This window comes from Arthrobacter sp. JUb115, assembly GCF_004365035.1.
GTDB lineage: Bacteria > Actinomycetota > Actinomycetes > Actinomycetales > Micrococcaceae > Glutamicibacter.
Window position 1 is genome coordinate 16481 of record NZ_SOBS01000001.1, and the last position, 26329, is coordinate 42809.

At 62.4% G+C, this 26329-nt stretch carries 26 protein-coding genes; 11 read left to right on the forward strand and 15 right to left on the reverse strand.

Annotated features, from left to right (window positions below; all coding sequences use genetic code 11):
• Window positions 1–74 precede the first annotated feature (74 nt).
• The 4 genes from EDF61_RS00075 to ppk2 all read left to right on the forward strand — a co-directional run bounded on the left by EDF61_RS00075 (window position 75) and on the right by ppk2 (window position 7566).
• Complete coding sequence (locus EDF61_RS00075; protein ID WP_208294208.1) at window positions 75–1043, forward strand: quinone oxidoreductase family protein; 969 nt, start codon at window positions 75–77, stop codon at window positions 1041–1043.
• 244 nt (window positions 1044–1287) lie between these two features.
• Complete coding sequence (locus EDF61_RS00080) at window positions 1288–5223, forward strand: Pls/PosA family non-ribosomal peptide synthetase (protein ID WP_133832937.1); 3936 nt, start codon at window positions 1288–1290, stop codon at window positions 5221–5223.
• Between the two features lie 13 nt (window positions 5224–5236).
• Entirely contained in the window at window positions 5237–6538 is a 1302-nt protein-coding gene (locus EDF61_RS00085) for a M1 family metallopeptidase (protein WP_133832938.1), read from the forward strand.
• 131 nt (window positions 6539–6669) lie between these two features.
• Entirely contained in the window at window positions 6670–7566 is an 897-nt protein-coding gene (ppk2, locus tag EDF61_RS00090) for a polyphosphate kinase 2 (RefSeq protein WP_105658137.1), read from the forward strand.
• A gap of 22 nt (window positions 7567–7588) precedes the next feature.
• On the opposite strand, the gene EDF61_RS00095 is transcribed toward ppk2, so the two are convergent.
• Window positions 7589–8269, reverse strand: a complete 681-nt coding sequence (locus EDF61_RS00095; protein ID WP_105658138.1) for a 4'-phosphopantetheinyl transferase family protein — start codon at window positions 8267–8269, stop codon at window positions 7589–7591.
• Window positions 8269–9783, reverse strand: coding sequence for a DUF5129 domain-containing protein (locus tag EDF61_RS00100; RefSeq protein ID WP_166650644.1), 1515 nt, complete (start codon window positions 9781–9783; stop codon window positions 8269–8271). The genes EDF61_RS00095 and EDF61_RS00100 overlap by 1 nt, the downstream gene beginning before the upstream one ends.
• Before the next feature lie 294 nt (window positions 9784–10077).
• Here EDF61_RS00100 and EDF61_RS00105 point away from each other — a divergent pair, with 294 nt between their 5' ends.
• Window positions 10078–10599 carry a phosphoribosyltransferase gene (locus tag EDF61_RS00105; RefSeq protein WP_105658140.1) on the forward strand — a complete coding sequence of 174 codons (522 nt, stop codon included), beginning with the start codon at window positions 10078–10080 and terminating at the stop codon, window positions 10597–10599.
• A gap of 60 nt (window positions 10600–10659) precedes the next feature.
• Here the strand turns inward: EDF61_RS00105 and EDF61_RS00110 are convergent, their stop codons facing one another.
• Window positions 10660–11133, reverse strand: coding sequence for a GNAT family N-acetyltransferase (locus EDF61_RS00110; protein WP_133832940.1), 474 nt, complete (start codon window positions 11131–11133; stop codon window positions 10660–10662).
• A 119-nt stretch (window positions 11134–11252) separates the two neighbouring features.
• Between EDF61_RS00110 and EDF61_RS00115 the strand changes: the two genes are divergently transcribed.
• Window positions 11253–12236 (forward strand): GNAT family N-acetyltransferase, encoded by a 984-nt coding sequence (locus EDF61_RS00115; RefSeq protein ID WP_133832941.1) that lies wholly within the window; start codon window positions 11253–11255, stop codon window positions 12234–12236.
• Here the strand turns inward: EDF61_RS00115 and EDF61_RS00120 are convergent.
• Window positions 12225–12932: a hypothetical protein gene (locus EDF61_RS00120; protein ID WP_133832942.1), complete on the reverse strand. Its 708-nt coding sequence runs from the start codon at window positions 12930–12932 to the stop codon at window positions 12225–12227. The two genes, EDF61_RS00115 and EDF61_RS00120, sit on opposite strands and share 12 nt — an antisense overlap.
• Window positions 12933–13059: 127 nt before the next feature.
• Here EDF61_RS00120 and EDF61_RS00125 point away from each other — a divergent pair, with 127 nt between their 5' ends.
• The 3 genes from EDF61_RS00125 (at window position 13060) to EDF61_RS00135 (ending at window position 14528) form a co-directional block, all read left to right on the forward strand.
• A complete protein-coding gene (locus tag EDF61_RS00125) occupies window positions 13060–13332 on the forward strand; it encodes a hypothetical protein (protein WP_133832943.1) in 273 nt (90 codons plus the stop codon).
• Between the two features lie 44 nt (window positions 13333–13376).
• Entirely contained in the window at window positions 13377–13964 is a 588-nt protein-coding gene (locus EDF61_RS00130; RefSeq protein WP_133832944.1) for a hypothetical protein, read from the forward strand.
• An 81-nt stretch (window positions 13965–14045) separates the two neighbouring features.
• A complete protein-coding gene (locus tag EDF61_RS00135) occupies window positions 14046–14528 on the forward strand; it encodes a GNAT family N-acetyltransferase (RefSeq protein WP_133832945.1) in 483 nt (160 codons plus the stop codon).
• On the opposite strand, the gene EDF61_RS00140 is transcribed toward EDF61_RS00135, so the two are convergent.
• The 9 genes from EDF61_RS00140 to infC all read right to left on the reverse strand — a co-directional run bounded on the left by EDF61_RS00140 (window position 14525) and on the right by infC (window position 22592).
• Window positions 14525–14734 (reverse strand): hypothetical protein, encoded by a 210-nt coding sequence (locus EDF61_RS00140; RefSeq protein WP_105658142.1) that lies wholly within the window; start codon window positions 14732–14734, stop codon window positions 14525–14527. The genes EDF61_RS00135 and EDF61_RS00140 overlap by 4 nt on opposite strands.
• Before the next feature lie 153 nt (window positions 14735–14887).
• Window positions 14888–17431, reverse strand: a complete 2544-nt coding sequence (gene pheT, locus EDF61_RS00145; RefSeq protein ID WP_133832946.1) for a phenylalanine--tRNA ligase subunit beta — start codon at window positions 17429–17431, stop codon at window positions 14888–14890.
• Between the two features lie 3 nt (window positions 17432–17434).
• Window positions 17435–18514: a phenylalanine--tRNA ligase subunit alpha gene (gene pheS / locus EDF61_RS00150; RefSeq protein ID WP_105661889.1), complete on the reverse strand. Its 1080-nt coding sequence runs from the start codon at window positions 18512–18514 to the stop codon at window positions 17435–17437.
• A gap of 142 nt (window positions 18515–18656) precedes the next feature.
• The gene (locus EDF61_RS00155; protein ID WP_133832947.1) at window positions 18657–19298 is read right to left on the reverse strand and encodes an LppM family (lipo)protein; all 642 of its coding nucleotides are present in this window, start codon (window positions 19296–19298) and stop codon (window positions 18657–18659) included.
• 72 nt (window positions 19299–19370) lie between these two features.
• Window positions 19371–19811, reverse strand: a complete 441-nt coding sequence (locus EDF61_RS00160; protein ID WP_133832948.1) for a (deoxy)nucleoside triphosphate pyrophosphohydrolase — start codon at window positions 19809–19811, stop codon at window positions 19371–19373.
• Window positions 19801–20715 (reverse strand): TrmH family RNA methyltransferase, encoded by a 915-nt coding sequence (locus tag EDF61_RS00165; protein ID WP_133832949.1) that lies wholly within the window; start codon window positions 20713–20715, stop codon window positions 19801–19803. The genes EDF61_RS00160 and EDF61_RS00165 overlap by 11 nt, the downstream gene beginning before the upstream one ends.
• 111 nt (window positions 20716–20826) lie before the next feature.
• Window positions 20827–21477 carry a 50S ribosomal protein L20, sunset domain variant gene (rplT, locus tag EDF61_RS00170; protein ID WP_105658148.1) on the reverse strand — a complete coding sequence of 217 codons (651 nt, stop codon included), beginning with the start codon at window positions 21475–21477 and terminating at the stop codon, window positions 20827–20829.
• Window positions 21478–21581: 104 nt separating this feature from the next.
• The gene (gene rpmI, locus EDF61_RS00175) at window positions 21582–21776 is read right to left on the reverse strand and encodes a 50S ribosomal protein L35 (RefSeq protein WP_013348480.1); all 195 of its coding nucleotides are present in this window, start codon (window positions 21774–21776) and stop codon (window positions 21582–21584) included.
• Between the two features lie 165 nt (window positions 21777–21941).
• Window positions 21942–22592: a translation initiation factor IF-3 gene (infC, locus tag EDF61_RS00180; RefSeq protein ID WP_388023856.1), complete on the reverse strand. Its 651-nt coding sequence runs from the start codon at window positions 22590–22592 to the stop codon at window positions 21942–21944.
• Between the two features lie 330 nt (window positions 22593–22922).
• On the opposite strand from infC, the gene EDF61_RS00185 reads away from it, so the two are divergent.
• Complete coding sequence (locus EDF61_RS00185) at window positions 22923–23288, forward strand: DUF1844 domain-containing protein (RefSeq protein ID WP_133832950.1); 366 nt, start codon at window positions 22923–22925, stop codon at window positions 23286–23288.
• A gap of 98 nt (window positions 23289–23386) precedes the next feature.
• On the forward strand, window positions 23387–23938 hold the full coding sequence (locus tag EDF61_RS00190; RefSeq protein WP_105658150.1) for a GNAT family N-acetyltransferase: 552 nt from the start codon (window positions 23387–23389) through the stop codon (window positions 23936–23938).
• On the opposite strand, the gene EDF61_RS00195 is transcribed toward EDF61_RS00190, so the two are convergent.
• A complete protein-coding gene (locus tag EDF61_RS00195; protein ID WP_105658151.1) occupies window positions 23935–25272 on the reverse strand; it encodes an MFS transporter in 1338 nt (445 codons plus the stop codon). The genes EDF61_RS00190 and EDF61_RS00195 overlap by 4 nt on opposite strands.
• Window positions 25273–25313: 41 nt before the next feature.
• Window positions 25314–26195, reverse strand: coding sequence for an SseB family protein (locus tag EDF61_RS00200; RefSeq protein ID WP_105658152.1), 882 nt, complete (start codon window positions 26193–26195; stop codon window positions 25314–25316).
• Window positions 26196–26329: the final 134 nt, after the last annotated feature.

Consider the following 26329-nt stretch of genomic DNA (forward strand, 5'->3'; position numbering starts at 1 on the left):
CCTAAACTGGCCCTAGAGACCGTCCCGGCATCGCGTGCCGGGATCGAAACACGCAGCTTAAGGAGCGCGGCACTATGCAGCAGCAAGCCATTGTGGTTCACGAACCGACCGATGCCAGCGGGCTGGTCCCGGATCAGATCCCGGTCCCTGCCCCGGGCCCGGGCCAGCTGCTGGTGAAGGTCGCGGCCACCGGCGTGAACTTCATCGAAACCTACCAGCGCAGCGGCGTGTACACGGTGGACTACCCCTTCACCCCGGGCAGCGAATTCTCCGGCGTGGTGGAGCAGATCGGCGAGGGCGTGCAGAATTACCAGGTGGGCGACCGGGTGGCCACCGCCTCCGGCTCCCGGGGCTACGCCCAGCACGCGCTGGTGGAAGCCAAGCGCGCGGGCAAGGTGCCCGATGCGGTGAACCTTAACATCGCCGCCGCGCTGCCGCTGCAGGGCATGACCGCGCACTACCTGGTGCATTCGAGCTACATGGTGCGCTCCGGCGATACCGTCTTGACCTACGCGGGCGCTGGCGGCGTGGGCCTGATCCTCACCCAGCTGCTCAAGCTCAAGGGCGCCACCGTGATCACCACCGCCTCCACGCAGGAAAAGAAGGACCTGGCCAAGGCGGCCGGAGCCGACTACGTGGTGGATTACGACCAGGTGGCGGACACCGTCGCGCAGGTCACCGGCGGCGCGGGCGTGCACGCGGTCTACGACGGCATCGGCAAGGACACCTTCGAGACCTCGCTGGCAGCCCTGCGCCGGCGCGGCACCCTGGTGCTCTTCGGCGGGGCCAGCGGCCAGGTCCCGGACTTCAACCTGCAGCGGCTGAACGCCGGCGGTTCGCTGAGCGTGACCCGGCCGAAGCTCGATGACTTCCTGGCCACCGAGCAGGAGCTGCACTGGCGCTTCGGCGATATCTTCGGCTGGGTCGCCACCGGGGACATCGATGTGCGCATCGGCGCCGAGTTCCCGCTGGCCGAAGCCGCCGCGGCCCATGCCGCGCTGGAATCGCGCGCCACCACCGGCAAGGTCATCCTGGTTCCCTAGCGATGGCCGGGCATCCGCAGGCTGGGCATGCCGGCATTCACCGCGCGCTCGTTGCTGCCGCCGGTCCGCAACAGTTGAGAGATGCATGACACTTCAATCAAATTTTTCCGCTCTTAACCCGTAACACGCTTTAATGGTGACTGGAACCCTTGCGTTCCACCCCTCCAGGATCCACTTCACTTCTGGGACGCTCTCCCCCAGCGACCCATCTTGCACTCTTAGTGAAGGGACGGATCCGATCAGCATGGACAACGAACGAACTCCAGCGCCGGATGCACCAATCCATCCACCCCAGTTCCCCTCCGGAACCCTGGCGCCGGCTGCGCGCACCCTCATGGACATCCTGCAGGCCACCGCCCAGGCTCATCCCGATGCGCCGGCCATTGACGACGGCGAACGCGTAGAGAGCTACGCGGAGCTGCTCGAGGAGGTCAAGAACAAGGCCCGGCGGCTGCATGCCCAGGGCCTGGGCGCCGGCGACCGCATCGGCGTGCGCGTTGAATCGGGCACCCGGCACCTGTATGAATGGATCCTCGCGATCATGTGGGTTGGGGCCGCCTATGTCCCGGTCGATGCCGATGACCCCGACGAGCGCGCCAAGACCGTGTTCACCGAGGCCGAAGTCGCGGGCATCATCAAGGGACGCGATACCGTCGTGGCCGATAGCCAGCGCCCCAAGCCCTTTGCGAACCCGCGAATGCCTGGACTGGAAGATGACGCATGGATCATCTTCACTTCCGGTTCCACCGGCAAGCCCAAGGGCGTCGCGGTCACCCACCGTTCGGCAGCTGCCTTCGTGGATGCCGAAGCGAAGATGTTCCTGCCCGGCGATCCGCTGAACACCACCGACCGGGTACTCGCCGGACTGTCGGTCGCCTTCGATGCCTCCTGCGAGGAAATGTGGATCGCCTGGCGCAACGGCTCCTGCCTGGTCCCGGCCCCGCGCGCCCTGGTGCGCAGCGGCATGGACCTGGGCCCGTGGCTGATTTCCCGTTCCATTACCGCCGTTTCCACCGTGCCCACCCTGGCGGCGCTGTGGCCGGCGCAGGCCCTGGACTCGGTGCGCCTGCTGATTTTCGGCGGCGAGGCCTGCCCGCCGGAACTGGCCGGGCGGCTAGCCACCGAAGGCCGCGAAGTCTGGAACACCTACGGACCGACCGAAGCGACCGTGGTAGCTTGCGGCGCCACCATGGACGGCAGCGTGCCGGTGCGCATCGGCCTGCCGCTGGACGGTTGGGATCTGGCGGTGGTTGATACCGAGGGGATCCCGGTCGCCGAGGGCGAATCCGGGGAGCTGATCATCGGCGGCGTGGGACTGGCCCGCTACCTGGATCCGGAAAAGGACGCCGAGAAGTACGCGCCGATGCCCACCTTGGGCTGGGAGCGCGCCTACCGCTCGGGCGATATGGTCATCAATGACCCGCTGGGCCTGATCTTCATCGGCCGCGTGGATGACCAGGTGAAGATCGGCGGACGGCGTATCGAGCTGGGCGAAATCGACGCCGCGCTCAACTCCCTTCCCGAAGTTTCTTCCGCCGCGGTAGCGGTACGCGAGACCGCCACCGGCAACAAGGTCCTGGTCGGCTACCTGCAGGCAGCGGAAAACTACGATCTGGGTGCAGCGCGCACCCGCTTGCTTGCCGACCTGCCAGCGCCGATGGTGCCGATCCTGACGGTGATGGGCAGCCTGCCGATGAAGACCAGCGGCAAGGTGGACCGCAATGCGCTGCCGTGGCCGTTGCCGGGCGCCGAACTGGCTGCCGAGGGCTCCGGCCTGCCCGAACTCGATGAGACCGGGCAGTTTCTTGCCGAAGCTTGGCGCGGCGCGCTGGGTGCTTCGGCCGCCGGCCTGGACGCCGATTTCTTCGCTTCCGGTGGCGGGTCGCTGGCCGCGGCCCAGCTGGTTTCGGCACTGCGTGCCCGCTACCCGGACCTGACCGTCGCGCAGCTCTACGACTACCCGCGTTTTGGCGCACTGCTCGAATACCTCGGCGGCCAGCAGCAATCCGTGACGCCGGCGCAGCCGCGCACGGTCAAGCGCACCCAGCGGGGAACCCAATGGGCGCAGTCCCTGGCCGCCGTGCCGCTGTTCATCCTCTCGGGCCTGCGCTGGTTCACGTACCTCATGCTCGGACACCTGTTGCTGGTGTTCCTCGGTGTTTTCGAGGCGCACCTGCCGACCCCGTGGTACGTGCTTGCCGGCCTCTGGCTGGTCTTCGTGACCCCGGTAGGGCGCATGGGCCTGTCCATCGCGGCCACGAAGCTCTTGCTCCGCGGCTTGAAGCCGGGGACCTACCCCCGCTCGGGTTCGGTGCACCTGCGCCTCTGGGTGGCCCAGCACATCGCCGACGTGGTCGATCCGGTGTCCTTGGCGTCCGCTCCGCTGCTGCCTTGGTATGCGCGGATGCTCGGTGCGCAGATCGACCGCACCGCGACCATGCACACCCTGCCACCGGTCACCGGCATGCTGCGAGTCGGCCCCGGAGCCTCCATCGAGCCCGAGGTGGATATCTCGGGCTACTGGATCGACGGGGACAAGCTGCACGTGGGCACCATTGAGATCGGCGCCCACGCCTCCATCGGCGCCCGCAGCACCTTGGCCCCCGGGGCAGCCATCGGTGCGCACACCATCGTTGAAGCCGGATCCGCGGTCTACGGCCAGGCCCGCAGCCATTCCCGCTATGCCGGTTCGCCGGCGCAGCGCGAAGGCAAGGCCAAGCCGAAGTGGCCAACGCAGGAACCGGAGCACAAGGCGCTGCCCCGTATCCTGGGCGGCATCGGTTCCATGGCGTTGAACCTCGCACAGTGGCTTCCGGTGATCGCCGCGTTGCTGGCCATTGCCCCGGTACTTGGCAGCGCGCAATCGCTGGCCGGGATCGGCTGGCGGTTCATTCCGGCCGTGCTGCTGGGCGCCACCGTGTGGTTCCTGGCCACCATGGTGCTGACCATCGCCATTGTCCGGCTGCTTTCCATCGGCCTGGCAGAGGGGTGGCATCCGGTCACTTCCCGCGTTGGCTGGCAGGCCTGGGCTACCGAACGCGTCTTGGATACCGCCCGCGACCTGCTCTTCCCGCTCTATGCCTCGCTGTTCACCCCGATCTGGCTGCGCCTGCTCGGTGCCAAGGTGGGCCGCGATGTGGAGATCTCCACGGTGCTGCTGATTCCGAAGATGACCACCATTTCCTCGGGTGCGTTCCTGGCCGATGACACCATGGTTGCTTCCTATGAGCTCGGTGGCGGCTGGATGCACATTGCCCCGGTTCGCGTGGGCAAGAAGGCCTTCCTGGGCAACTCCGGCATCCTGCATGCCGGGCGCCGGGTGCCCAAGCGCTCGCTGATCGCGGTGCTGTCGGCCACGCCGAAGAAGATGAAGGCCGGCACCTCGTGGATCGGCTCGCCCCCGCACAAGCTGCGCCGCACCACCGTGGAAGGCGAATCGGATCTGACCTACCGCCCAACCCTGAAGCTCAAGGCGATGCGGGCGGGGTGGGAGCTGACCCGTGGCCTCGCGGTGTTCACCACGGTCGGAATTGCCGGCGGCGTGCTTTGGGCGCTGTCCGCCTTGACCGCCTACTTCAACCCGCTGGTCGCGATCCTGCTTTCCGGCGCGGTGCTGGTCCTGGCCGGAGCAGTCGCCGCCCTGGTGGCGGTCGCCGCCAAGTGGCTGGTGGTTGGCGTGATCCGCCCGGGCGAGCACGCATTGTGGAGTTCCTTCATATGGCGCACCGAAATGGTGGATTCCTTCACCGAGCTGGTCTGCGCCCAATGGTTCGCCCGCTTGGCTTCGGGCACCCCGGCCTTGGTCTGGTTCCTGCGCGCGCAGGGGGCAAAGATCGGCCATGGCGTGTGGTGCGAGAGCTACTGGTTCCCGGAAGCGGACCTGGTGACATTGGAAGACCACGCCACGGTGAACCGCGGCAGTGTCCTGCAAACCCACCTGTTCCACGACCGGATCATGTCCATCGACGCGGTGTCCCTGGGCGCCGGGGCAACGCTCGGCCCGCACAGCGTCATCCTGCCCGCCGCGCGGATCTCCGAAGGCACCACCACCGGGCCAGCCAGCCTGGTGCTGCGCGGCGAGGTGCTTCCGGCAAATACCTACTGGCGCGGTAATCCGGCGGTACGCTGGAACATCGAACCCGAGACCAAAGCCGAGCAACCGGCTGACCAACAAGCCTGAGGATTCCCCGCCGATGCCCCACCGCATACTCGATGAGTACACCAAGCACCATGGGTCCCCGACGTACACGGTGGAGCACTATGACCTGTCGTTGGTCATCAAGCTCGCCAGCAACCTGCTCGATGGCCGGGCCATGCTGCGCATCCGCGCCGTGGAGGATATCAATGAGGTCGCGTTGAACCTCAGCGGCTTGAAGATCATCAAGGCCACCTGCCAGGGGCGCAAGGTGCCGGTGGCCAAGAAGCACCACCGGATGGTCGTTTCCCTGCCAGCAGTGGTGAAAGCCGGCGAGCGCGTGGAGCTGAACCTGCGCTATGCCGGCAGCCCGCAGGCAGAAAACGGGCTGTGGGGCGAGCTTGGCTGGGAAGAGCTCACCGATGGCATCCTGGTCTCCGGCCAGCCAGTAGGCGCCTCGACCTGGTACCCGTGCAACGACCACCCCAGCCACAAGTCCAGCTACCGCTTCGAGATCTCGGCGGATGCCGGCTACCGCGTCGTGGCCAATGGCCAGCTGGTGGACCATCGCCGTTCGGCCAGCCGCGAGATGTGGGTCTACGAGCAGCGTGAGCCGATGGCCAGCTACCTCGCCACCGTGCAGATCGGCCGTTATAGCCAGATTCCTTTCGATGAAGGCGGCCACCTGGTGGCCTACTCGGTTCCGGGAACCGAGGTGCCGGTGCGCGGCGCGTTCGCGAAGCAGACGGCGATGGCCGAGCTGTTCGAGCGGAAATTCGGCCCGTACCCGTTCGAGAGCTACAAGATCGTCGTGGTCGATGACGAGCTGGAGATCCCGCTCGAAGCCCAGGGCCTGAGCATCTTCGGCAAGAACCACTTGTCGCTGCAGTGGGAAGCCCAGCGCCTGATCGCCCACGAGTTCGCGCACCAGTGGTTCGGCAACTCCCTGACTCCGGGGCGCTGGAAGGATATCTGGCTCAACGAGGGTTTCGCTTGCTTCAGCGAATGGGTGTACTCCGAAGAAGCCCAGGTGATGGCGTTGGACGAGCGTGCCCGCCACGCGTGGGCCATGCTCGAAGGCTTGCCGCAGGACATCATGGTCGGGGACCCCGGGCCCCAGGACATGTTCGATGACCGGGTGTACAAGCGCGGAGCGCTGGCCCTGTATGCGCTGATGCGGCGGCTGGGCGAAACGGACTTCTACACGATGCTTCGCCAATGGACCGCCACGCATCAGCATTCGACGGTGAGCACGCAGGAATTCGCTGACCTATTGGGCCACTACGCACCGGCGGAAGAGATCCAGGACATCCTGGACGCATGGCTGTTTTCCGAGGCGCTTCCGCCCTTCCCTGCCTGATCGGCGCACGGTGCCATGATGTTCCGGCCAGGTCCGCAGGGCTGTTGTCCTTCATCACAAATAACCCTCTGGCTTGGTCTTGTTCAGCATTTGTTCACAAGCTGTTCACCGGATGGCTCTACGGTCATTGCATGACTGTAGAGATCCCCCTGCTCGATGAAGCCTTCCAGGGCTATTCCGTCCTCGATAACGACGATGACGATCCGGTGCTCGTCCGCGCCGATGGAAGCATCGTCGATACCTGGCGGGAGAACTACCCGTATTTCCAGAAACTGGATCGCGCCACCTACGAGGCTGAAAAGCGGGCACTGCAGATCGAGCTGCTGAAACTGCAGAAATGGGCGAAAGCCCATGGCCGCCGGATCATGATCGTTTTCGAAGGCCGCGATGCGGCCGGCAAAGGCGGCACGATCAAGCGTTTCACCGAACACCTGAACCCGCGTGGCGCCCGCGTGGTGGCCTTGGAAAAGCCGAGCGAGCGCGAGTCCACCCAGTGGTACTACCAGCGCTATGTGCAGCATTTCCCCTCGGCGGGCGAGATCGTGCTCTTCGACCGCTCCTGGTACAACCGTGCCGGCGTCGAACGCGTGATGGGATTTTGCACCGAAACCCAGGTGGACCACTTCCTGGAGCAGACTCCCGCCTTCGAGAAGATGGTCGTCGACGAGGGCATCGACCTGGTGAAGTTCTGGTTCTCGGTGTCCGCCAGCGAGCAGCTGACCCGATTCACCATCCGCCGCATCGATCCGGTGCGCCAGTGGAAGCTCTCGCCCATGGATCTCGAGTCCCTGGATAAGTGGGAAAAGTACACCCAAGCCAAAAAGGAAATGTTCCTCAAGACCGATACGGAGCATGCACCGTGGACCGTGGTGAAGTCCAACGACAAGAAGCGCGCCCGGTTGCAGGCGATGCGCCACGTGCTGAACCTTTTCGAGTACAAGGGCAAGGACCACCACCTGGTAGGCTCCCCCGATCCGAAAATCGTGGGCCGCGCGGCCAAGGTGATTACCCACGGCGAAGAATTCTAGATCCGTTCCCGGTGCACCGCTGCTAGGGAACGATGACGCAGGTCCCCAGCAGCCCTTGGCCGCGCGGTCCTTCGGCGATCCAGCGACCGCTCATCGATGCGAGAGCATGCTGCGCGGCAACCGGTCCCGTAGCCCGGATTCCGGCGTGGAAACGGTGGGACTGCGCATCGACGCGAATCTCGCATTCCAGGAAATCCAGCCACTGCCTGGTCAGTGGGAACCACGCCTTGAAGATGCTTTCCTTGGCGCTGAAAATCAGCCGGTCCCAGGCGATGCCCGGATGGTGCGCCGATAGCTCGGCGGCCATCACCTGCTCTTCGGGAAGCAAGATGATGTCGAGGATTTCTGCCGGCAGCGGAGCATGCAGTTCGGCGTCGATGCCAAGGCCGCGAATATCGCTGGTGGAGGCTACTGCCGCTGCACGGAAGCCAGCGCAATGGGTCATGCTCCCCACCACGCCAGCTGGCCAGATCGGTGCCCGTTTTTGATCTGGAACCAAGGCAACGCCCGCATAGCCCAGTTGTGCCAGCGCTCGGCGAGCGCAGACACGGACAGTACGGAATTCCTGCTGCCGCTCAGGCACCGCCTCGGCGATGTACCGTTCTTCTTCCCCGTAGGATCGGCCGTCTTCCAGCTCGGTACGCGACTGGACCACATGTACCGAAGACGGCAGCAGTTCTGCGAAGATATCGTTGCCTTCCATCAGAAGCGCGAAGATCCGCCAGCGCCGGAGAAGCTTCCGCCACCAGAGTATCCGCCGGAGACTCCGCCCGACGAGCTCGCTGCTTCACGCGACTCAGCCACTGCGCTGACGCCCGCGGAATATCCGTGGTGGTAGCCACCCACGCGCCAATACATCGATGCGGGATTCAAAACGTCCAGGATGGTGCCGGAACGGCCGTCATATGCCCCGGATTCATAGCGGGATTTCTTCAATGCCGATTGCATGTCGGCCTTCTCTTCGGCACTTTCCGCATACACTTCGATTTGAGCTTGGGCGAAGACATCCAGCTTTTCGGTCAATTCGGCACGCAACTCCGATAATCCATCGAGCGCTTGATCCACCGTGATCGATTCTTCCTTCAGCTGCACTGACAGTTCGCCGAGCTGCGTGGTTGCCATTTCCCGGTAGGAAGCCAAGGCGGCCGCGCTGCCCATCAGTTCCGGCTCTACGTCGTTGAGCAACTCCCTGATCTCGTCGAGGTCCTCTTCTAGCGGCTCGGTCTGTGCATGCCACGCCTCTTCCCAGGATGCTGAACGGGTATAAAGCGCCGCCGCGGCAATGATGGCGTCATCGGTCAGGTCCAGGGACTGCGCTGTTTCGCGGAATTCCTTGGCGAAGCGAACGCCTTCGGAGCCGGACCGCTCCTTCTTGCCCGAGTCTTCCAGTGCCTGCTGCGCTGCAAAACAAGCACGGTATTTGGCCATGAACTTGGTGAAGCGCTGCTCCAGCTCGGCTGCATGCCCTGAAGCCGACGGCAGCGTACGAGCCGCCAATTCGGTTTCTTCCAGATCCATCGTGACGTTGGTCAGGTGCAAGGTCCCCTGATGCAGTTCTTCCGCGAAAGTTTTCCGACGCGTTGACCGAGTGTGCAGTGCGACGCCGCCGATAATGGCAGCCACGAGGCCTCCGACGCCCGTGGATATCCACAAGGCCGGGTGCTGGTACCAGGGCCGATTCATGATCACGGCCGCCTGATCGGCTACCGCAATGACGCCGTCGGTCCACCGGGATAGATTGAAGTCGTCGTAGCCGGCTTCGTGGATGCTCTCCATGGAGCTCTCTGAGACCTTGCGGTCTTCGCCGAAGTACGTGCCGATCTGTCCATCTCCTTCTCCTTCGATGGACAAGGTGATGATGAACAGGCCGTCGGCCCAGTAGTCGCCATAGTCTTCGGGCTTCCCTGATATCCATTCCGGATGGGATGACTTGGCGTATTCCAGCGTCTTGGTGTTGATGTCATCGGAGTATTCTCCGTTGCGGGCGTAGATTGCCACGTCCGTGGGCTCGTTGAAATCGAGCTCGTCCAGTGCATCACGCAGCCGCTGCTCATTGAGCTTGCCGGTGGAATCCTCGATGGTGACTGATTCCAGGTTCTGCCCGGCCACGACCTGCACACCGGTGGCAGCTTGCGCGGCAGGCAGGGCGCCAGCCAGCCCCAAGGAAAGTGCCGCTGCGGTACCGGCTAGTCGAATGCTCCGGGTTCGTGGGCCCACGATGCGTCTCCTTCTTTCGAGTTCCGGGTTATCTCCGGCTGATGGCCTTTCTCCTATCCTAGCGAGCCGGGGTGTGGCATCGATCATCCTTAAGACGGCTTTCGGCGCATTGGGGCCGCAACGCGCTTGTTCCAACCGGGATTCGCCGAAAAGTGATGGATTCCTCAAGCAGGTGCATTGCATGCCTATTCATGCCTAATCAACGGATGGGAATCCTCCGGGCATGGGAGGAAAAAATGATCGATTGGTTTGAACTGGACAGCACCGCACCAAATTCGGGGCTAAAATTGCAGAATGACTAGCATTGACGATTCCGGGGCATCCGTCCTTTCAGAACCAGAGCGCGAGATCCTCACTTGGGACACCTTCGGTGAAGCTTCCCGCGAACTGGCACAGACCATTGTCGACGACGGCTTCGAGCCGGACATCGTTCTGGCAGTAGCACGAGGCGGCCTGCTGCTGGCCGGCTCGATTTCCTACGCTCTGGGCGTCAAGGCCTGCGGTGCGCTGAACGTGGAGTTCTACACCGGCATCGGCACCGTCCTGCCGGAGCCAGTGGTTCTTCCTCCAATGCTGGACGATGGCCACCTGCGCGACAAGAAGATCCTGATCGTTGACGATGTCTCCGACTCCGGCCGCACCCTTGAAAAGGTTGTCGATCTGGTGTCCGCCTGGGGCGCCGAGGTCAAGACCGTCTGCCTGTACACCAAGCCGCGCACCATCATGGTCCCGGATTACGAATGGCGCCGCACCGACAAGTGGATTACCTTCCCATGGTCGGATCTGCCACCAGTTACCGCTGGCGCAGCCAAGTAAAGTATTTGAATTTCAGCAGGGAACGGCGAGCTTTCGCCGTTCCCTGCTTTTGTTTTGAAGCTACTGCCGCGGGCGCAGGTCCAGGCTGAATCCGGGGCATTGCGGAAAGTCCCCGGTGAAGTCGGCTTCCATCCCGAAGGACTCGTAGAAGGCAATTGATTCGGGGGTGGCTTGCCAGTCCAAAATCATCGGAACCGTGCGTTGCCTAGCCCAGTGGAAAACTTCTTCAACCAGCTTCTTTCCGGTACCCGTGCGCCGGGCGGCAGGTGCCACAAATAAGTCATGCAATCGGCCAACGCTGAACGGGGCGCGCAGCCCCCGTCCGTAGTCCTGGGCCGCCGCATAGCCCGATAGCCCCTGGACGGATTCGGCAACGCAGATGAACCAGCTGGAATCCTTTACCAGCGACTGGAAATTCTTTTCAAAGTCTTCTGCGTCCAGCCCTAAACTCGGCGTAAACAGACGCGCCAGACGGTAGATCTCCGCGGTATCGCCTGATCTGGCGCGACGAATGCTATTCGAAGTAGTACTCATGCATCGATCCTAGAAGCGTTTTCGGTGCGCCGCGTGCGCCCCATGAATTTTTCCCGTTCATTATCATCTTCCGGCAGCGCCTGGCGGAAGTCAGCGAAGCGAGGCCATAAGATGTTGGCATGCGAATTGGCAGCCTCAGCGTTTTCGACGACGACGCGCTTCGCGCTGCCAGCCGAATCGAGGCTGCCGCGAACGAGAAGGCCCGTCCTGGTTGGCAAGGAATCGGTGTCGAGGCTCGAATGCTCCAGTGGCGTGCCGCTGACGGATGGAGCAAGAACCTCCGCGGTGCTTGGGAAGGTTCTTCCTTACTCGGCTTCTCGGCATCGATGACCCACCACTCCGCTCCCGACACGTCGTGGATCTATGTTTGGGTCGATCCCATCCACCAGTCGCGTTCCATCGGAAGCGCGCTAGTTTCCGCTGCTGAAGAGATTAGCCCTTCATCGGTGAAACGATTCGTCTCCAGCGCCTACCGCGGCACTTCCGCTGAACTTGGTGCCCTGGAACAGGAATTCGTTGCCCCGCTTGGCTACCACGTAGCTACTACTGAAACCGTGCTGGAGCTGGACCTTGATTCCTGGACTCCTTGGTGCCAAGGAGCCACTCGTGGCTACGAAGTTTCGACCCACGTCAACGGCGTTCCGGAGCACCTGCGAAAACAAGTTGGACAAATCAAGGGGCTCGTAGATGCGCAGGCTCCAAATGGCGAATTAGGCTGGAGCGAGTCAGCGGTTTCCGCGGAAGAATACGCTCAGGAAATCACGCAATGGATCGCCCAAGGTTCCACGGCCATTGAATCCATTGCGCTGGACAAGCACGGTGACGTGGCTGCGTGGACCTGCCTTGTTGTTGCGCCGGCACCGGAGAGCCCTTCGAATATCGACGGGACGCTCGTTCTTCGCCAGCATCGAGGACATCAGCTCGGGACAGCGGTGAAGGCAGCTAGCCTGGACGCTGCCAAACGTCTGGGGACGATTCACCGGGTAAGAACAAGCAGCGACGACCAGAATACTTGGATGCATGCGATCAATGAGAAAATCGGCTTTGTGCCGGTCGAGCATGAAGCGGTCTATCAAAAGAAATGCTCGCCTCTAGGCGGCTGATCCCTTTCCTTGCGGGCGAGCCGCAAATCGCAGCTCCAGCTGATGCAAGTACTTGCGTGGCAGGACCGCGGTCATGAGTGCGCCGCTAGGAAATTCCACCCCGGCCGCGTAGATGTACGGGTCGGTGTCGATCTCAGCACCTGCGGTTTTACTATCCTCAATCTGGACCTCTGCGTGGCCGTTGACCGTCTTCTCGGTCAACATCATCGGCGGTATCGCCGACGATTCCTGAGGCAATCCGAGCTCCTGCCGAAATTGGTTGATAAGTACGTAGTTGGCATGATCAACCAGCGCTGCGGCCAACGGCTGAGCTGCTTCTGCATCACGCGTCCATGTAGTTCTTACGGCCTCAAATAATTGCGGATAGTTCATGCGACGGACGTATTCTTCCAGCCACCGCGGCCGCTTGTACTGGTGAACGGAGCCAGGCACCACCCCTTCGACTGCACCTTGCTCCAAGCCACCCAGGAATTTCGATCGATCATCCGCAGCATCCCAAAGGGTGTAGCTGACAGTCACACTCATATCGCACAGACCATGGTCGTCATAGTTGTCTTGAATACTCAGGTATCCCGCATCGTCCGACAGTGGCTGTGCGCGCAGTCCCATTATCGCAACAGGCATGAGCTTGAGTTGTTCTGCTTGTGCCAAGCGTGGATCCGGCGTGGCCGCATCAACACGTCCATCCTTTCTCATGCCTTTAGCATGCTCCGATATCTAGTTCTTGTCCATGAATGGGACCTCCAGATGGGCGTTCGGTGCAGGCTTAAATCACCCGAAATTCCAATCACGTCAGTTCCCAAAGGTCTGGCAGGATAGGGTCATGGCCAATCCAGCGAAATCTCTCACCGAAGAAACCCTTGAAGTAATGAAAATGGCATTAGACCGCCGTGATGAAGTTTTTGCCATAGTGGATCAGGCTACAGACTGGGAAACTGCAATAGCTGATCTGGCTAATCTTTTCGGCGTTGATCAAGACCTCTGTGCATCAGTGATGAATTTGCAGATCAGAAGCTGGTTGCCTTCATGGCGAGCTCGCGTCGATGAAGAATTGGAAAAACATGTGGCTACGCGCATACAGGGATCGGCCCCGTAATTGGAAGAGTTTGAAAGGTTCGGAGCGCAAATGTGGATTCGAACATGACTGCCAACTCGACAAGCAAAGAATCCGTTGCAGCGGAATATTCGATTGATCCACAGACGCTGCGTGAAATTGTTACCGACGTTTCAGCCGTGGAGGCAAGAATCCTCCATCTGGAAGAACTCGGGACACCAGGCGAAGCAGAACGCATCGGGTGGCTGAGAATGACCGGGCGACTGGAAGAAGCCGAAGAGCTGGCATGGAGCTGCCTGCGTCGAAGCGGCTTTGCCAGCCAGGATTTCGCGAGCAGCAATGCACTGCCCTATTCTGGCGTTGCTGCAGCGCTTCGCTTAGCCCATGTTCTGCATTGGCAGGGTCGTTTCGAACTCGCCCAGGCAATCTTTGAGTCAGCGCGAGCGTCTATTCAGAATAGGGACTGCTCCTCCGCTGCAGAGAAACACGTCGCCACCACCCTTGAAGCTTTTGCCCTGCAACACCATGGCAAGCTCTATTTCGACCGGGGCCTGATCGGCCAAGCCCTGGACTGTTTCCGCAGTTCCCTATCCCTAAGGCAGAGGCTGAATGCCTCTGAAGATCAACTCGCATCTTCGCGTCTGGCGATAGCAGCAGCGGAATCCCGCATCTAGGGCTGGCCTTGTACCTTTTCGGGAAAGCTACGGCCAATGAAACAAGTTTGCCCGCGCTTCGTTCCCGCATAGGCTGAACCCATGGGTCCTTCACTGCTGCTAACGCCAATGACCGAGGGGGATGCAGATTTCGTTGCGCGCCTGGCTGCAGACGAACGCGTCATGGCCCATATCGGCGACGGAAGCACTTGGAGCCTGGAGTACACCGCGCAACGCGTGGATCATGCCCTGAGCAGTCCGGAGATCTCCTGGTTTATCGCGCGCCGCCAGAATTCTCCGGTTGGACTTTTCACCGCTACCGAACGCAGGCATGCCACCGAAATCGGCTATTGGATCGCCCCGGAATGCTGGGGCCAAGGCTTGGCGAAGGAAATAGTCAGCGAGGGGCTCGCGCAATTGCAGGAAACCGGTCGAAGCGCATTTATCGCTCGTGCCGATGCCTCGAATATCGCCTCGCTGAAAGTGCTTGCCCGTTACGGGTTCATCGCGCAGGCGAAGGAAGGCCCTGGGCTCATAACGTTGACACGGGTTCTTCCCACTGTACCGGTGCCGCCAGCCAGCTAGGGCGTGTAGGTTTCCGATGGGCGGAGCCTATCGGGTGCTTCTTCCTCTACCGTAGCGCTCGGGGTCGCCGGTTCTTCGAGGTGGGTTCCGGCGCCACGCTGGATAAACAGCACCGCTGCCCAGCCTGCCGCGATGAGGACGGCAACGGCCAGGATCCCGAGGAAGAACACCAGCAGCACAGCACCGCATGACCGCAATCCCTTCACTTCAAGCCTCTTCCCTCATCTAGTCGCCTTGTCGGGATATCCCAGATCAAGTGTAGTCCTCAACCTGTCCAACCCGGGCATGGCGACAAAGCAAAATGCCCTGCCGCTTCCCGATCATCAGGAGAGCAGCAGGGCATCTGGCAGGCCAAAAGCCTAGCGCTGGGACGCGCCGAACTTCTCGGTAGCCGCAGCCACCGCCGCGGCACGAGCCTCGGACGCCTCGTCGGCGGTCAGGGTGCGGTCGGCGGCACGGAACCTCAGGCCGAAGGCCAACGACTTCTTGCCGTCTTCGATGCCCTGGCCCTGGTACACGTCGAACAGCGCGATGTCTTCGAGCAGTTCACCGGCGCCTTCGCGAAGGGCGGCAAGCACATCTCCAGCCACGACGTCCTGGTCGACAACCAAGGCCACGTCCTGGGTAGCCAGCGGCTGGGCGGACAGGTGCTGCTGGGCAACAACCACTGCAGGTGCAGCAGCCATCAGTGCGGCAGCATTCAGTTCCATGGCCACGGTACGTGCTGGCAGGTCCTGGTCCTTGAGCAGCTGCGGGTGCAGTTCACCGGCGTAGCCAACGACCTGCCCGGAAACCTTCAGTACTGCAACACGGCCCGGGTGGAAGGCCTGGTGGCTGCCCTGGGCAACCTCAAGCTCAACGCCGAGGACATCTGCCGCGCAGTGCGCCGCATCCAGCGCGTCGGCCCAGTCCCAGGCACGCGGTGCGAAGCCGGCCGCAGCCGATGCTTCGCGGCCGGTGAGAACCGCGGCCAGGTGCCATGGCTGGTCAGGGACGCCGTTGAGCAGCTCGGCCAGGACCTCATCGCTTGGCTTTTCACCTAGCGGAGGCAGAACCGAGGAGCCCAGCTGCGTACCTGGCAGGAAGACGAGGCCTCCTTCATACAGCGCCAGGTCGCGGAAGCCACGGCCGATGTTGCGGCGAGCGGTTTCCAGCAAGCCCGGCAGCAGCGAGGTGCGCAGGAAGCGGAATTCCTTGGAAATCGGGTTGGCCAGCGAAATGGCCTTGACCTCGGTACCGGCTTGCGCAGCACCAAAGGTGCTGTTCTGCGCTTCGGAAACGAACGGGTAGTTCAAGACCTCGGTCAGCCCTGCATCTGCCAAGCCCTGCAGCAGGCGGCGGCGCTGGGACTGGGCGCGGGTCAGGCCACGGCCCGGAGGGGCCACAGGCAAGGTCGCCGGGATCTTGTCATAGCCGACTACGCGGGCTACTTCCTCGACCAGGTCTTCCTTGATGTCCAAATCCGGGCGCCAGCTTGGTGCGGTGACCAGGAAGCCCTCGGCGTTCTGCTCAACGCTCGCGCCGATGCCTTCCAGCGCGGTGATGGTCTGCTCATCGGTGTAGTCCACGCCGATCAGGGCTCCAGCGAAACCTGCCGGCAGCTGGATCTGGGTGTCGGCAGGAATCTGGCCCGCGTCGGTGGCCTTGGTGGTTTCGGTGCCGCCGGCCAGCTGCACCAGCAGGTCCACGGCACGCTGGGCCGCGATCTGCATGATGCGTGGGTCCACGCCGCGCTCGAAGCGCTTGGAGGCTTCGGAAGGCAGCTTGTGGCGACGGCGCGAACGGCCGATGGACACGGTGTCGAAGTGAGCGGCTTCGATCAGCACGCGGCTGGTCGAATCCGAGACCTCGGTGGCCGCGCCGCCCATGACGCCGGCAACGCCAATGGCGCCGGACTCATCGGTGATCAGCAGGTCCTCGACCGACAGCTCGCGTTCCTTGGCATCCAAGGTCACCAGCTTTTCGCCGGCGTTGGCGCGGCGTACGGTGATCGCACCGGCCAGCTTGTCAGCATCGTAGAAGTGCAGTGGCGCGCCGAGTTCCAGCATGACGTAGTTGGAGATATCGACTACCAGCGAGATCGAGCGCATGCCGGCCAGCTGCAGGCGCGAAGCCATCCAGCGCGGGGTCGGGAGGCTCGGGTTGATGCCGGTGACCTCGCGGGTCACGAAGCGGGTGCAGCCCGGTACGCCGTAGATCGGCGCTTCGTCGCGGAGCACTACCTCATGGCCGGCTTCGGTGGCTTCCGAAACGGTCACGATCGATGCGGGATCGGTGAAGGAGGTGCCGGTGGCCAGCGCGTATTCGCGCGCTACGCCGCGGATCGAGAAGCAGTAGCCGCGGTCCGGGGTCACGTTAATCTCCGCCGCCTGGTCATCCAGGCCGAAGAGCTCGAAGACGTCGGTGCCCAGTTCCGGGTCCAGGCCCAGCTTGGACAGGACCATGATGCCGTCGTGGTCTTCGCCGATGCCCAGCTCGCGGGAGGAAGCGATCATGCCCGCCGAGGTGTGGCCGTAGGTCTTGCGCGGCGAGATCTTGAAGTCCCCTGGCAGCACGGCGCCGGGCAGGGTGACAACGACCTTGTCGCCTTCCACGAAGTTGTGCGCACCGCACACGATCCCCTGCACGCCCGAGGGGTCGATGCCCTTGCCGGTCAGGGTCTGCTCGGCGCCTTCTGGAACCACGCGAACCTGGCACCAGTTGATGGTCTTGCCATTGGAGGCAACTTCTTTTTCCAGGGAAATCACCTGGCCGACCACGATGGGGCCCGAGAGCTCATCGCTTGGACGGTGGACATCTTCTTCTTCGAGGCCGACCTTGACCAGGTCTGCCATGACGTCTTCAGCCGATGCGTCGGCTGGTACCTGCGCGTACTCGCGCAGCCAAGATAGTGGAATACGCATTGCTTAGATCTCCATCCCGAAGTGCTGGCTGAAACGGATGTCGCCCTCGATCATGTCGTGCATGTCTGGGACATCGTTGCGGAACATGAGCGTGCGCTCGATGCCCATGCCGAAGGCGAAGCCGGAGTACTCTTCGGGATCAATGCCAGCTGCGCGCAACACGTTCGGGTTGATCATGCCGCAGCCGCCCCACTCGATCCAGCGCGGTCCGCCCTTGGCACCTGGGTGCCAGATGTCCAGCTCTGCCGATGGCTCGGTGAACGGGAAGTAGGCAGGGCGCAGGCGGATCTGCGCTTCGGCGCCGAACATCTGCCGGGCGAAGTGCTCCAGGGTGCCGCGCAGGTCGGCCATGGTCAGGCCCTTGTCCACGGCCAGGCCTTCGAACTGGTGGAAAACCGGGGTGTGGGTGGCATCGAGCTCATCGGTGCGGAAGGTGCGCCCAGGGCACAGCACGTAGACCGGCACATCGCGCTCGAGCATCGAGCGGACCTGCACCGGAGAGGTGTGGGTACGCAGCACCAGGTGCGCGTCGGCAGGCTCCACGAAGAAGGTGTCCTGCATTTCGCGGGCAGGATGGTCCGGCTTGAAGTTCAGCGCGTCGAAGTTGAACCATTCGGATTCGACTTCCGGGCCCTCGGCGATTTCCCAGCCCATGCCGACGAAGATGTCGGATACACGGTCCTGCAGGACCGAAAGCGGGTGGCGGGCGCCAACGCTGCGGCGGCGGGCGGCCGCGGTGACATCCACGGTTTCTTCGACCAGGATGCGGGCGGCTTCGGCTTCTTCGAGCACGGTGGTGCGGGCAGCCAGGGCCTTGTTGACCCGTCCGCGGGCACCGCCGACGAGCTTGCCGGCAACAGCCTTCTGGGTCTTGTCCAGCTTGCCGATCTGGCGGTTGGCCAGGGACAGCGCGGACTTCTCGCCGGTGTGGGCCAGGCGCGCTTCCTTCAGCTCGTTCAGGTCGCCAGCGGCCTGGATGGCTGCCAGGGCGGCGTCGACCGCGCCCTGGATGCCGGCTTCATCGGTTGGGTGCGGAACATTGGACTCCCCGACAGGAGCTTGTTCAGTTGTCTGATCAGACATGGGATCGATCGATCCTTACTCTTATCTTGTACTTACGCGTAGAACACTTTGCTTCCATTCTATGGCTAAGGGCCCGTGATCGTTTCACCGATGACGGGCCCTTGGCGTGAAGCTTCTTACCTTGAAGCAGGATTGCTGCTCATTAATGCGATTCCTTGGCACCCCTTGGCGCGAAAGCGGCAACGAAGACGAAGGTCAAAACCAGCAGCGCCCCGCCGAATACGGCGGAGTAGAACATGGTGTGGTCGACCTTGGCGGTGGCCTGGTAGGCGGCGGCGCCCTTGATCATGTCGAAGGTGACGGTGTGGTGCTCGACGGTACCCGGGGTGTGCGAGGTGACTGCGCCGGGGAAGGTGACGTGCAGGTTCGCTTCGGTGAAGGAAGAATCCACGGTGGCTTTGTCGCCCGGCATCGAGAAGGAGTATTCCTTCCCGTCATCGCCCAGGTTGATCTCGAATCCGAAGACGCGGAATGCGTCAGCCAGCTGGACGTAGGTCATCGGGCTGGTGGTTTCAAAGCGCAGGCCGACGTTTTCGCCATCATCGATGTTGCTGTAGCTCCACTGGTCCCCCAGCTGCTGTTCCATCATTTCGATGTCGATCTGGCTCTCGAGGACTTCTTCAAAGCTGACGCCATTGAGCGTCGACTTGTGCAGGGTCAACTGCACGGCCCCGGCGACCTTGTCTTTGCCCAAGACGTTGACTTCTGCGTTCATGTTGACGCAACCAGAAAGTGCTAGGACGGCGGCGAAGGCCAGAGCGATAACGCTCATAAATCGCTTCACGAAAAGTGCTCCTCAAAATATCGGCTATAGGCACAGTGCCAGAAGTTGGCGCGGTAATAAGCTTACGGGTGTTTAGCGCTGCGCCCCGGCACGTGCCTGGGCCAGGCATGCCGCCACGATCGGCGCATCGGCCGGAATCCACGGGACGACGGCGGACAGCGAGTCATCGAGTTCCAGCCAGGCCAGCTGGTCATGCCCGTCCAGGGTCGCTGGCTCGCCCTCGGTGATCTGGGCGAACCACATGCGCATGGCAGCCTTCTCGTTCAGCTGCCACCCTTGGGGATGCGGGCCTGGGATGGGCGCGCCAAGACGCATCTGCACCCCGAGTTCCTCGCGCAGCTCGCGGTGCACGGCCTGGACTTCGCTCTCGCCGGGTTCGACTTTTCCACCGGGGAATTCCCAGAGCCCGGCAAGGGCTTGAGGGCGGTTGCGGCGCGCGGCCAGGAGCCTGGTGGGCCGGGCCAGGTCATCGACGATGGCCACGGCAACAATTTGCTTGAGTTCAGCTTCCATGGGAGTCCAGTGCGCTCCGATTCGCTGAGCGCTGGGCGCGGGCCGAAGCGTACAGGCAGACGGTGGATGCGGTACCCACGTTCAGGGATTCGGCAACACCGTAGAGCGGCACGGCCACGCGGTAGTCGGCGGCGTCCTTCTCGTGCTCCTCCAGCCCCTGGCCTTCATTGCCGAACAGCCACAGGGTTGGCGCTTCCAGCACCGGCTGTGCTTCTGGCGCTTCGGTGCCTGGCTGGCTTGCACGCAGCACGGCGGCATCCTGCAGGGTGTCCAGGTTGTGCGCCGCATAGCCGTCGGCGGCCAGGATCTGGCTTCCGGTGGTCTTCGCGGCGGCGACCAGGTGGTCGAATTCGATGTTGTTCAGCACCGGTACGTGGAACAGCGAGCCGGCGGTGGAGCGCACGGCCTTCGGATTGTAGATATCCACGCTGCCCTTGGTCAGGATCACCGCATCGGCTCCGGCGGCATCGGCGGCACGCAGGATGGTGCCGGCATTGCCCGGGTCCTGGATGCGGCAGAGCACGGCGATCAGCTTCGGCTTGGTGTCCAGCACCTCGCTCAGCTGCGGCTGGGACATGGCGACCACGGCAAGAATGCCCTGCGGGGTCTGGGTGTCAGCCATGGCGTGCAGCACTTCGCCGGTGACGATGCGGGTTGGAACCTTGGCGCTATCGAGCAGCTGCACGAATTCTTCGTGGCTCTCCAGAAAGCCGCCGACAACATAGACGCCCTGGACCAGGTTGTCGTCCTCCAGATGGGCCCTGAGTGCTTCGCGTACCGCCTGCGGGCCCTCAACGAGGTATTCGCCGGTGGCTTCGCGCCCCTTGCTCTTGGCCAGACGCGCGATGGCCTTGACTCGTTCGGCGCGTGGATTGGACATCACTTCTGGAGGAAAACTGCTCATGTCTCGAGAATACCGGTAGAAACACGCAAAGGGCGGGTCCGCGCTGTGCGCGGGACCCACCCTTCGGTGTGATCTGTCCTACCTGAGCCTCAGCTCAAAGGGAGAAGAGATTTACTTCATCTGCTGACGGGATTCGCCGCCAGCTGGTTCGAAGCCTGCAGCCTTGGCAGCTTCGATGGAGTTGAACCAGAACTCGGCTTCGGTCTGGTCGTACCAGGTCGAGCCTGGAACGTGGTACTTGTTCGAGCCGGCGTTGCCCTTGATGATGAAGCCCTCAGGTGCGTCTTCGCCTTCAACGGCCTTGACTACGCCTTCGCCCTCGACGGACTTGGCAGCAGCCTTTGGAGCCTTGGCAGCCTTAGGTGCAGCAACCTCAGCAGCGGCAGCCTTTGGGGCGTTGACGTCAGCTGGAAGTGCATCCTTGGCAAGCTTTACCAGGGTAGCGAAAGCGTTCGAGTCCGAAACAGCCAGCTCTGCGAGCATACGACGGTCAACCTCGATCTGAGCAGCCTTCAGGCCCTGGATCAGACGGTTGTAGGTCATGCCGTTGGCGCGGGATGCAGCGTTGATGCGCTGGATCCACAGGCGGCGGAAGTCGCCCTTGCGCTTACGGCGGTCGTTGAAGCTGTAAACGAACGAGTGGAGCAGCTGCTCCTTGGCCTTACGGTACAGGCGCGAACGCTGACCGCGGTAACCCTTTGCGCGTTCCAGAACGACGCGACGCTTCTTGTGGGCGTTTACTGCCCGCTTCACACGTGCCACGTGTGTACTCCTTCAAGTCAGTTCCCCAGTGCCCGCGATTTTGCGGGATGGGTGAAATCTATGGGTGGTGGGGTATTGCTTCCCCGTATTGCGAAAGGGAGAGCTTAGAGGCCCAGCATCCGCTTGATGGTCTTTACATCGGCCTTAGCGACGATCTGGTCAGAAGCCAGGCGACGGGTAACGCGCGAGGACTTGTGCTCCAGGTAGTGGCGACGGTTGGCCTGCTGGCGAGCGAGCTTACCGCTACCGGTGAGCTTGAAGCGCTTCTTGGCGCCACTGTGAGTCTTGAACTTCGGCATAGCTGCCGTTCTCCTTACGTGCTCCACCCGGTAAAGCACCGGGTGGGGATCATCCGAAGCGGGCCCCGATAAAGGTGACCGCTGTTGTTCTCTTGTAGTTGGACCTTCCCGGAAGAAGATCCTTCACCGTGAACGGTGACGGGCTCGAAAGCCCAACAGGCTTGGCTAGGCGTCGCCTTCAGCTGCCTGACGTGCCTGCTCCAACTTGGCGCGGGCTTCATCATCCATGGAAGCTGCGACATTCTGGCCCTCGGTCTCAGCCGGCGCGTCGGTGCGGATCTTTCGCTTGGCCGCGCTGCGGCCACCCGACTTCTGCTGCTGTTCGCGGCGAGCCTCTGCCTTGTTCTTCAGCGGACCAACAACCATGACCATGTTTCGGCCATCGATGCGCGGGCTGGATTCAATGATTCCAACTTCGGCGACGTCTGCTGCAAACTTTTCAAGCAAGCGAATGCCCATCTCTGGACGCTGCTGCTCACGACCACGGAACTGGATCATGGCCTTGACCTTGTCGCCGGCGCCCAGGAAGCGCAGTGCGTGGCCGACCTTGGTCTCGTAGTCGTGGGTGTCGATCTTCAGGCGGAAGCGGACTTCCTTCAAGACCGTGTTGGTCTGGTTCTTACGAGCTTCGCGAGCCTTGACAGCGGCTTCGTACTTGTACTTGCCGAAATCCATCAATTTGCACACTGGAGGCTTGGCGCTGGGTGCCACCTCGACCAAGTCCAGATCGGACTCTAGAGCAAGACGAAGCGCGTCCTCGATACGGACGATGCCTACCTGCTCGCCATTAGGGCCGACGAGACGTACCTCTGGCACGCGAATGCGCTCATTAATGCGTGGATCGCTGATGTGTCACTCCTGAAATTCGTAATCCATGACCGCAAACAAAGAAGGCCCCCGTCTGCGATTGCAGGCGAAGGCCAAAAAGAACGACAAAGCCGAACACGGGATTGCTCCTGCGTAAGCGCTTGGGGAATGCATTGCTGCAATCCTGCCGAAATACCCGGAAGCCTGGAAACGGCGACAGCGGGTGGGAGTTGGCCTCCACTTGCATGGCTCAATACTAGTACGAATCCCTCATCCAGTGCTAGCTGGAGAACTGCGAGAAGTACCGGCATCGAGTCGGTCTGTGACAAGCTTAGCAGTATGACTAACGAAGACACCAACTCGCACCAGCACGCTGTCGACCAGCAGGCGCGCGATATCGCAGAAGTTGCAGCCGTTGAAATCATCACCACGGCCGCCGTCCACCTGATGAGTGCAGCAGCAGTCAAGTGCGGACTTGCAGAGGGCGAAGATGCCAATGAGCTGAAGGATCTCGATGAGGCCCGCAAGCTGATCACCGCACTGGCAGGCCTAGTCACCGCCGGTGCGCCTGAGATCGGCTCGCAGCACGCAGCGCCTTTGCGTGACGGCCTGCGCAGCCTGCAGCTGGCCTTCCGCGAAGCTTCAATCATCCCGGATGCACCAGGCAAGGGCCCGGGCGAGAAGTTCACCGGACCGGTCAACTAGGTAATATTGGTTGAATTTTAAGAGATTAACATCATGGACTCGTTTCCCCAGGGAAACGGGTCCATTTGTTGTTTGGATCACCAAGCTAGGTTGGAATCATGCAGATGCTCGAACAACCAGTGATCGACGCCGGTGCTTTCCGGCTCCGCCCCTTCCAGCCCAGCGACATTCCTGCCGTGAGGCAGGCCTCCACGGACCCCTACATTACGCAAATCACCACGGTCCCGGCGCAAGGAACTGAAGCCGGCTATGCGGCATTCATCGAGCGCCAGCACCGCCGGGTGGCCGAGGGCAGCGGGTATTCATTTGCCATAGCCGAAACGGCCACGGATCGTGCCGTTGGGCAAATCGGCTTGTGGCTGCGCAATGCCGACCACGGCAGGGCCAGCATCGGATACTGGATCGCACCGGAGCACCGCAGGCGCGGCATTGCCAAGCACGCGTTGGCTGCGCTCGGCGCCTGGGCATTGGAGCATCCGGGAATCGACCGGATCGAGCTCTACGTGGAGCCGTGGAACGAGGGGTCGTGGCGGGCCGCTGAAGCGTGCGGCTTCCAGCGTGAAGGCTTGCTGCGCAGCTGGGAACAGGTGGGCACCGCACGCAGGGACATGTACATGTACTCGCGGCTCAGGGCAGCTCCACCAGCCTAGGCGATCGTTTCCAGGCGACGGCGGCGGGCGCGGCGAACGCGGCGGCGGATCTGCTGCGCAATCAAGGCAATCACCACGACCACTGCAGCCATGGCGCCGATGCCAAGGAAGGCCGGGGCGGGTCCGAGGTTGTCGACGAATATGCCGGTGATCGGCGATCCCAACGCGGTGCCAGCGGTCATCGCAGAGCCATACCAGCCCATGGCTTCGCCGCGACGCTTTTCGGCCACCAAGTCGGTGAGCCACTCAGAGGCCGCCGACAGCGTCGGCGCGCACAGGAAGCCGGGGAGTGCGGAGAACAGCGCCAATGACCAGGTATCCCACGCGAAGTACATGGGGATCGTCAGCACGGCCATGCTCAGCAGCAGCACCAGTGGAGAAATAACCCGCTTCATCGACCCGTAGATCAGGCCGCCGACCAGCGAAGCTCCGCACCAGAAGAAGAACACCAGACCCAGCTGGTGGCTCTGCGCCGACGCGTCCAATTCGGCCACGATGGCCACTTCTGTGCCGGTGAGCAGCATGCCTGCTCCGGCCGCGGCAATGAATACTGCCAGGACCGAAGCGCTGACCCAGTTGAAACGGTTCTTGAAGTTGCGGCCACGCTGCTTGATGCGGGCGCGGGCAGACTTCATGCCGGCTGCGATCAGCTCGCCCTCGACTTCGGGTACACCCATCGGCGCGGCCGCAATGAAGCTGGCCTCCGCCCCCAAGCGTTCCTCGTGCACGTTGGCCCGCGAGGCGATCGCCTTGGGATCATCGCTGCGCGTTGGCGGATTCAGGATCATCAGCGCCAACCCGGCAACCGTCGAGGTCACGCCGATGACGCTCAATCCAATGACGCTGCTGATCTGGGTGGCGACAATGCCGGCGCTTGCAGGTCCGACGATGAACACCAGTTCGGTGGCGGTGGCATCCAAGGCGAAGGCGGTACGGCGTTGTTCGCCGGTGGTCATGATGCCCAGCGCGGTACGCACCACTGAGAAGACCGGTAGCGCGAAGAGTCCGCCGATGAAGGCCAGCGGGTACACCCAGACCAGTGGAACATGCGGCACCGTGCACCAGACGAGTGTTTCGACGATCACCGATGGGATCATCGCGCGGCGCAATCCCCAGACATCTACGCGGGCACCGCGCCACGGGGCGCCAATGGCGATGCCCAAGGTCATGACGGCCGTGACCAGACCGGCCGAAACCCAGGATTGGCCGAGGTTGTTCACCAGATGCAGGAGCAGCAGCATGCTCAATGCGGAGTGCGGAAGTCGGGCAATCATGCCAATCAGCAACAAAAGTGAGATCTGCGGTTGACGCAAAATCTGCCAATAGCTTTTCATGCCCGGAAAGTTCCTTGTCTGGTCGAAAGGAGCCCGCCGGTTTAGTTCGGCGCGCTGTGCAAACTGAGTTCGAGGGAATCCACTGCTTCAGCGAATTCGGTGTTTTGGGACAAACGTCCGTGGATTGCGCGAGTCGTCTCGCGAGCGTCGTTCTCGCTCGTTCCGGGAGCAAAAACAAACTGCAAGTTCAGTTCCGGTCCGGGACCTCCGCCAAGGACCACTTGCCCGTCCTTGCTGCGTGAGCCGACTCCCCTGCCCGGGGCAACCTTGACGGTCTGCAACTGGCCAAAGCCTTCGGTTGCATCCTGCACTAGGTTGGCGATCTGCTGGTTCTGATAACTCGGAATCCAGTCGATCTGCTTGGCCAGGTTCCAGACCCCCGGTCGTCGAAGCACGAAGGTGAATTCGCTTCCGGGATCGAGTACCAGCAGCTGGCATTCCTCGCTGACTGCCGAGAGGGCCGCCCGCGGGGCGTAAACCGCCACTGGTCGAGCTTCCTTGTGCCAAGCCTGCAATCGTTCGACGGTCGTGAAGATCGGCAGGGCCATGCGGCCATCTGGAGCCTTGATTTTCACCAGCGCCATATCGGCTTCCTTGTCGGATGCGAAGCCGTGTTCCGTCATGGCTTCTTCGCCGAGCTGGGCTACCACCGCAACGAAAACGCGTGCCTCGGACAAGGATTTATGCACCTCGCCCTCCCCTGCGCTGCCATCGCGCAAGGCCGCCAGTGCGGCAACGACGTTGGCGTCGGCCTTGCCGTCGTCCTTGTCGAAATTATGCAGGGGGTTGCCTTCACCGCTCAGGTCCCGGCCTTCCCAGTCCTGACCGGCAGAGTCGGTGCTAGAGCCTGCCTGCGCCAGTGCAGCGACAATATGTCCCGGCAGGTGGCGTTTGGGTGCAGATTCAGGTTGCTCGGTACTCATAGCTCCATGCTATCGGTGGTTTCGGGGTTGTTGGAGGGAAGTTTCAAAACTGCAGTCATGAGCTTGGACACCCCTATCCGATGATTTCAGATTTCTTTCCCAGCACCTGCGCGCAGTCGCGGGCCCGAGGAGGG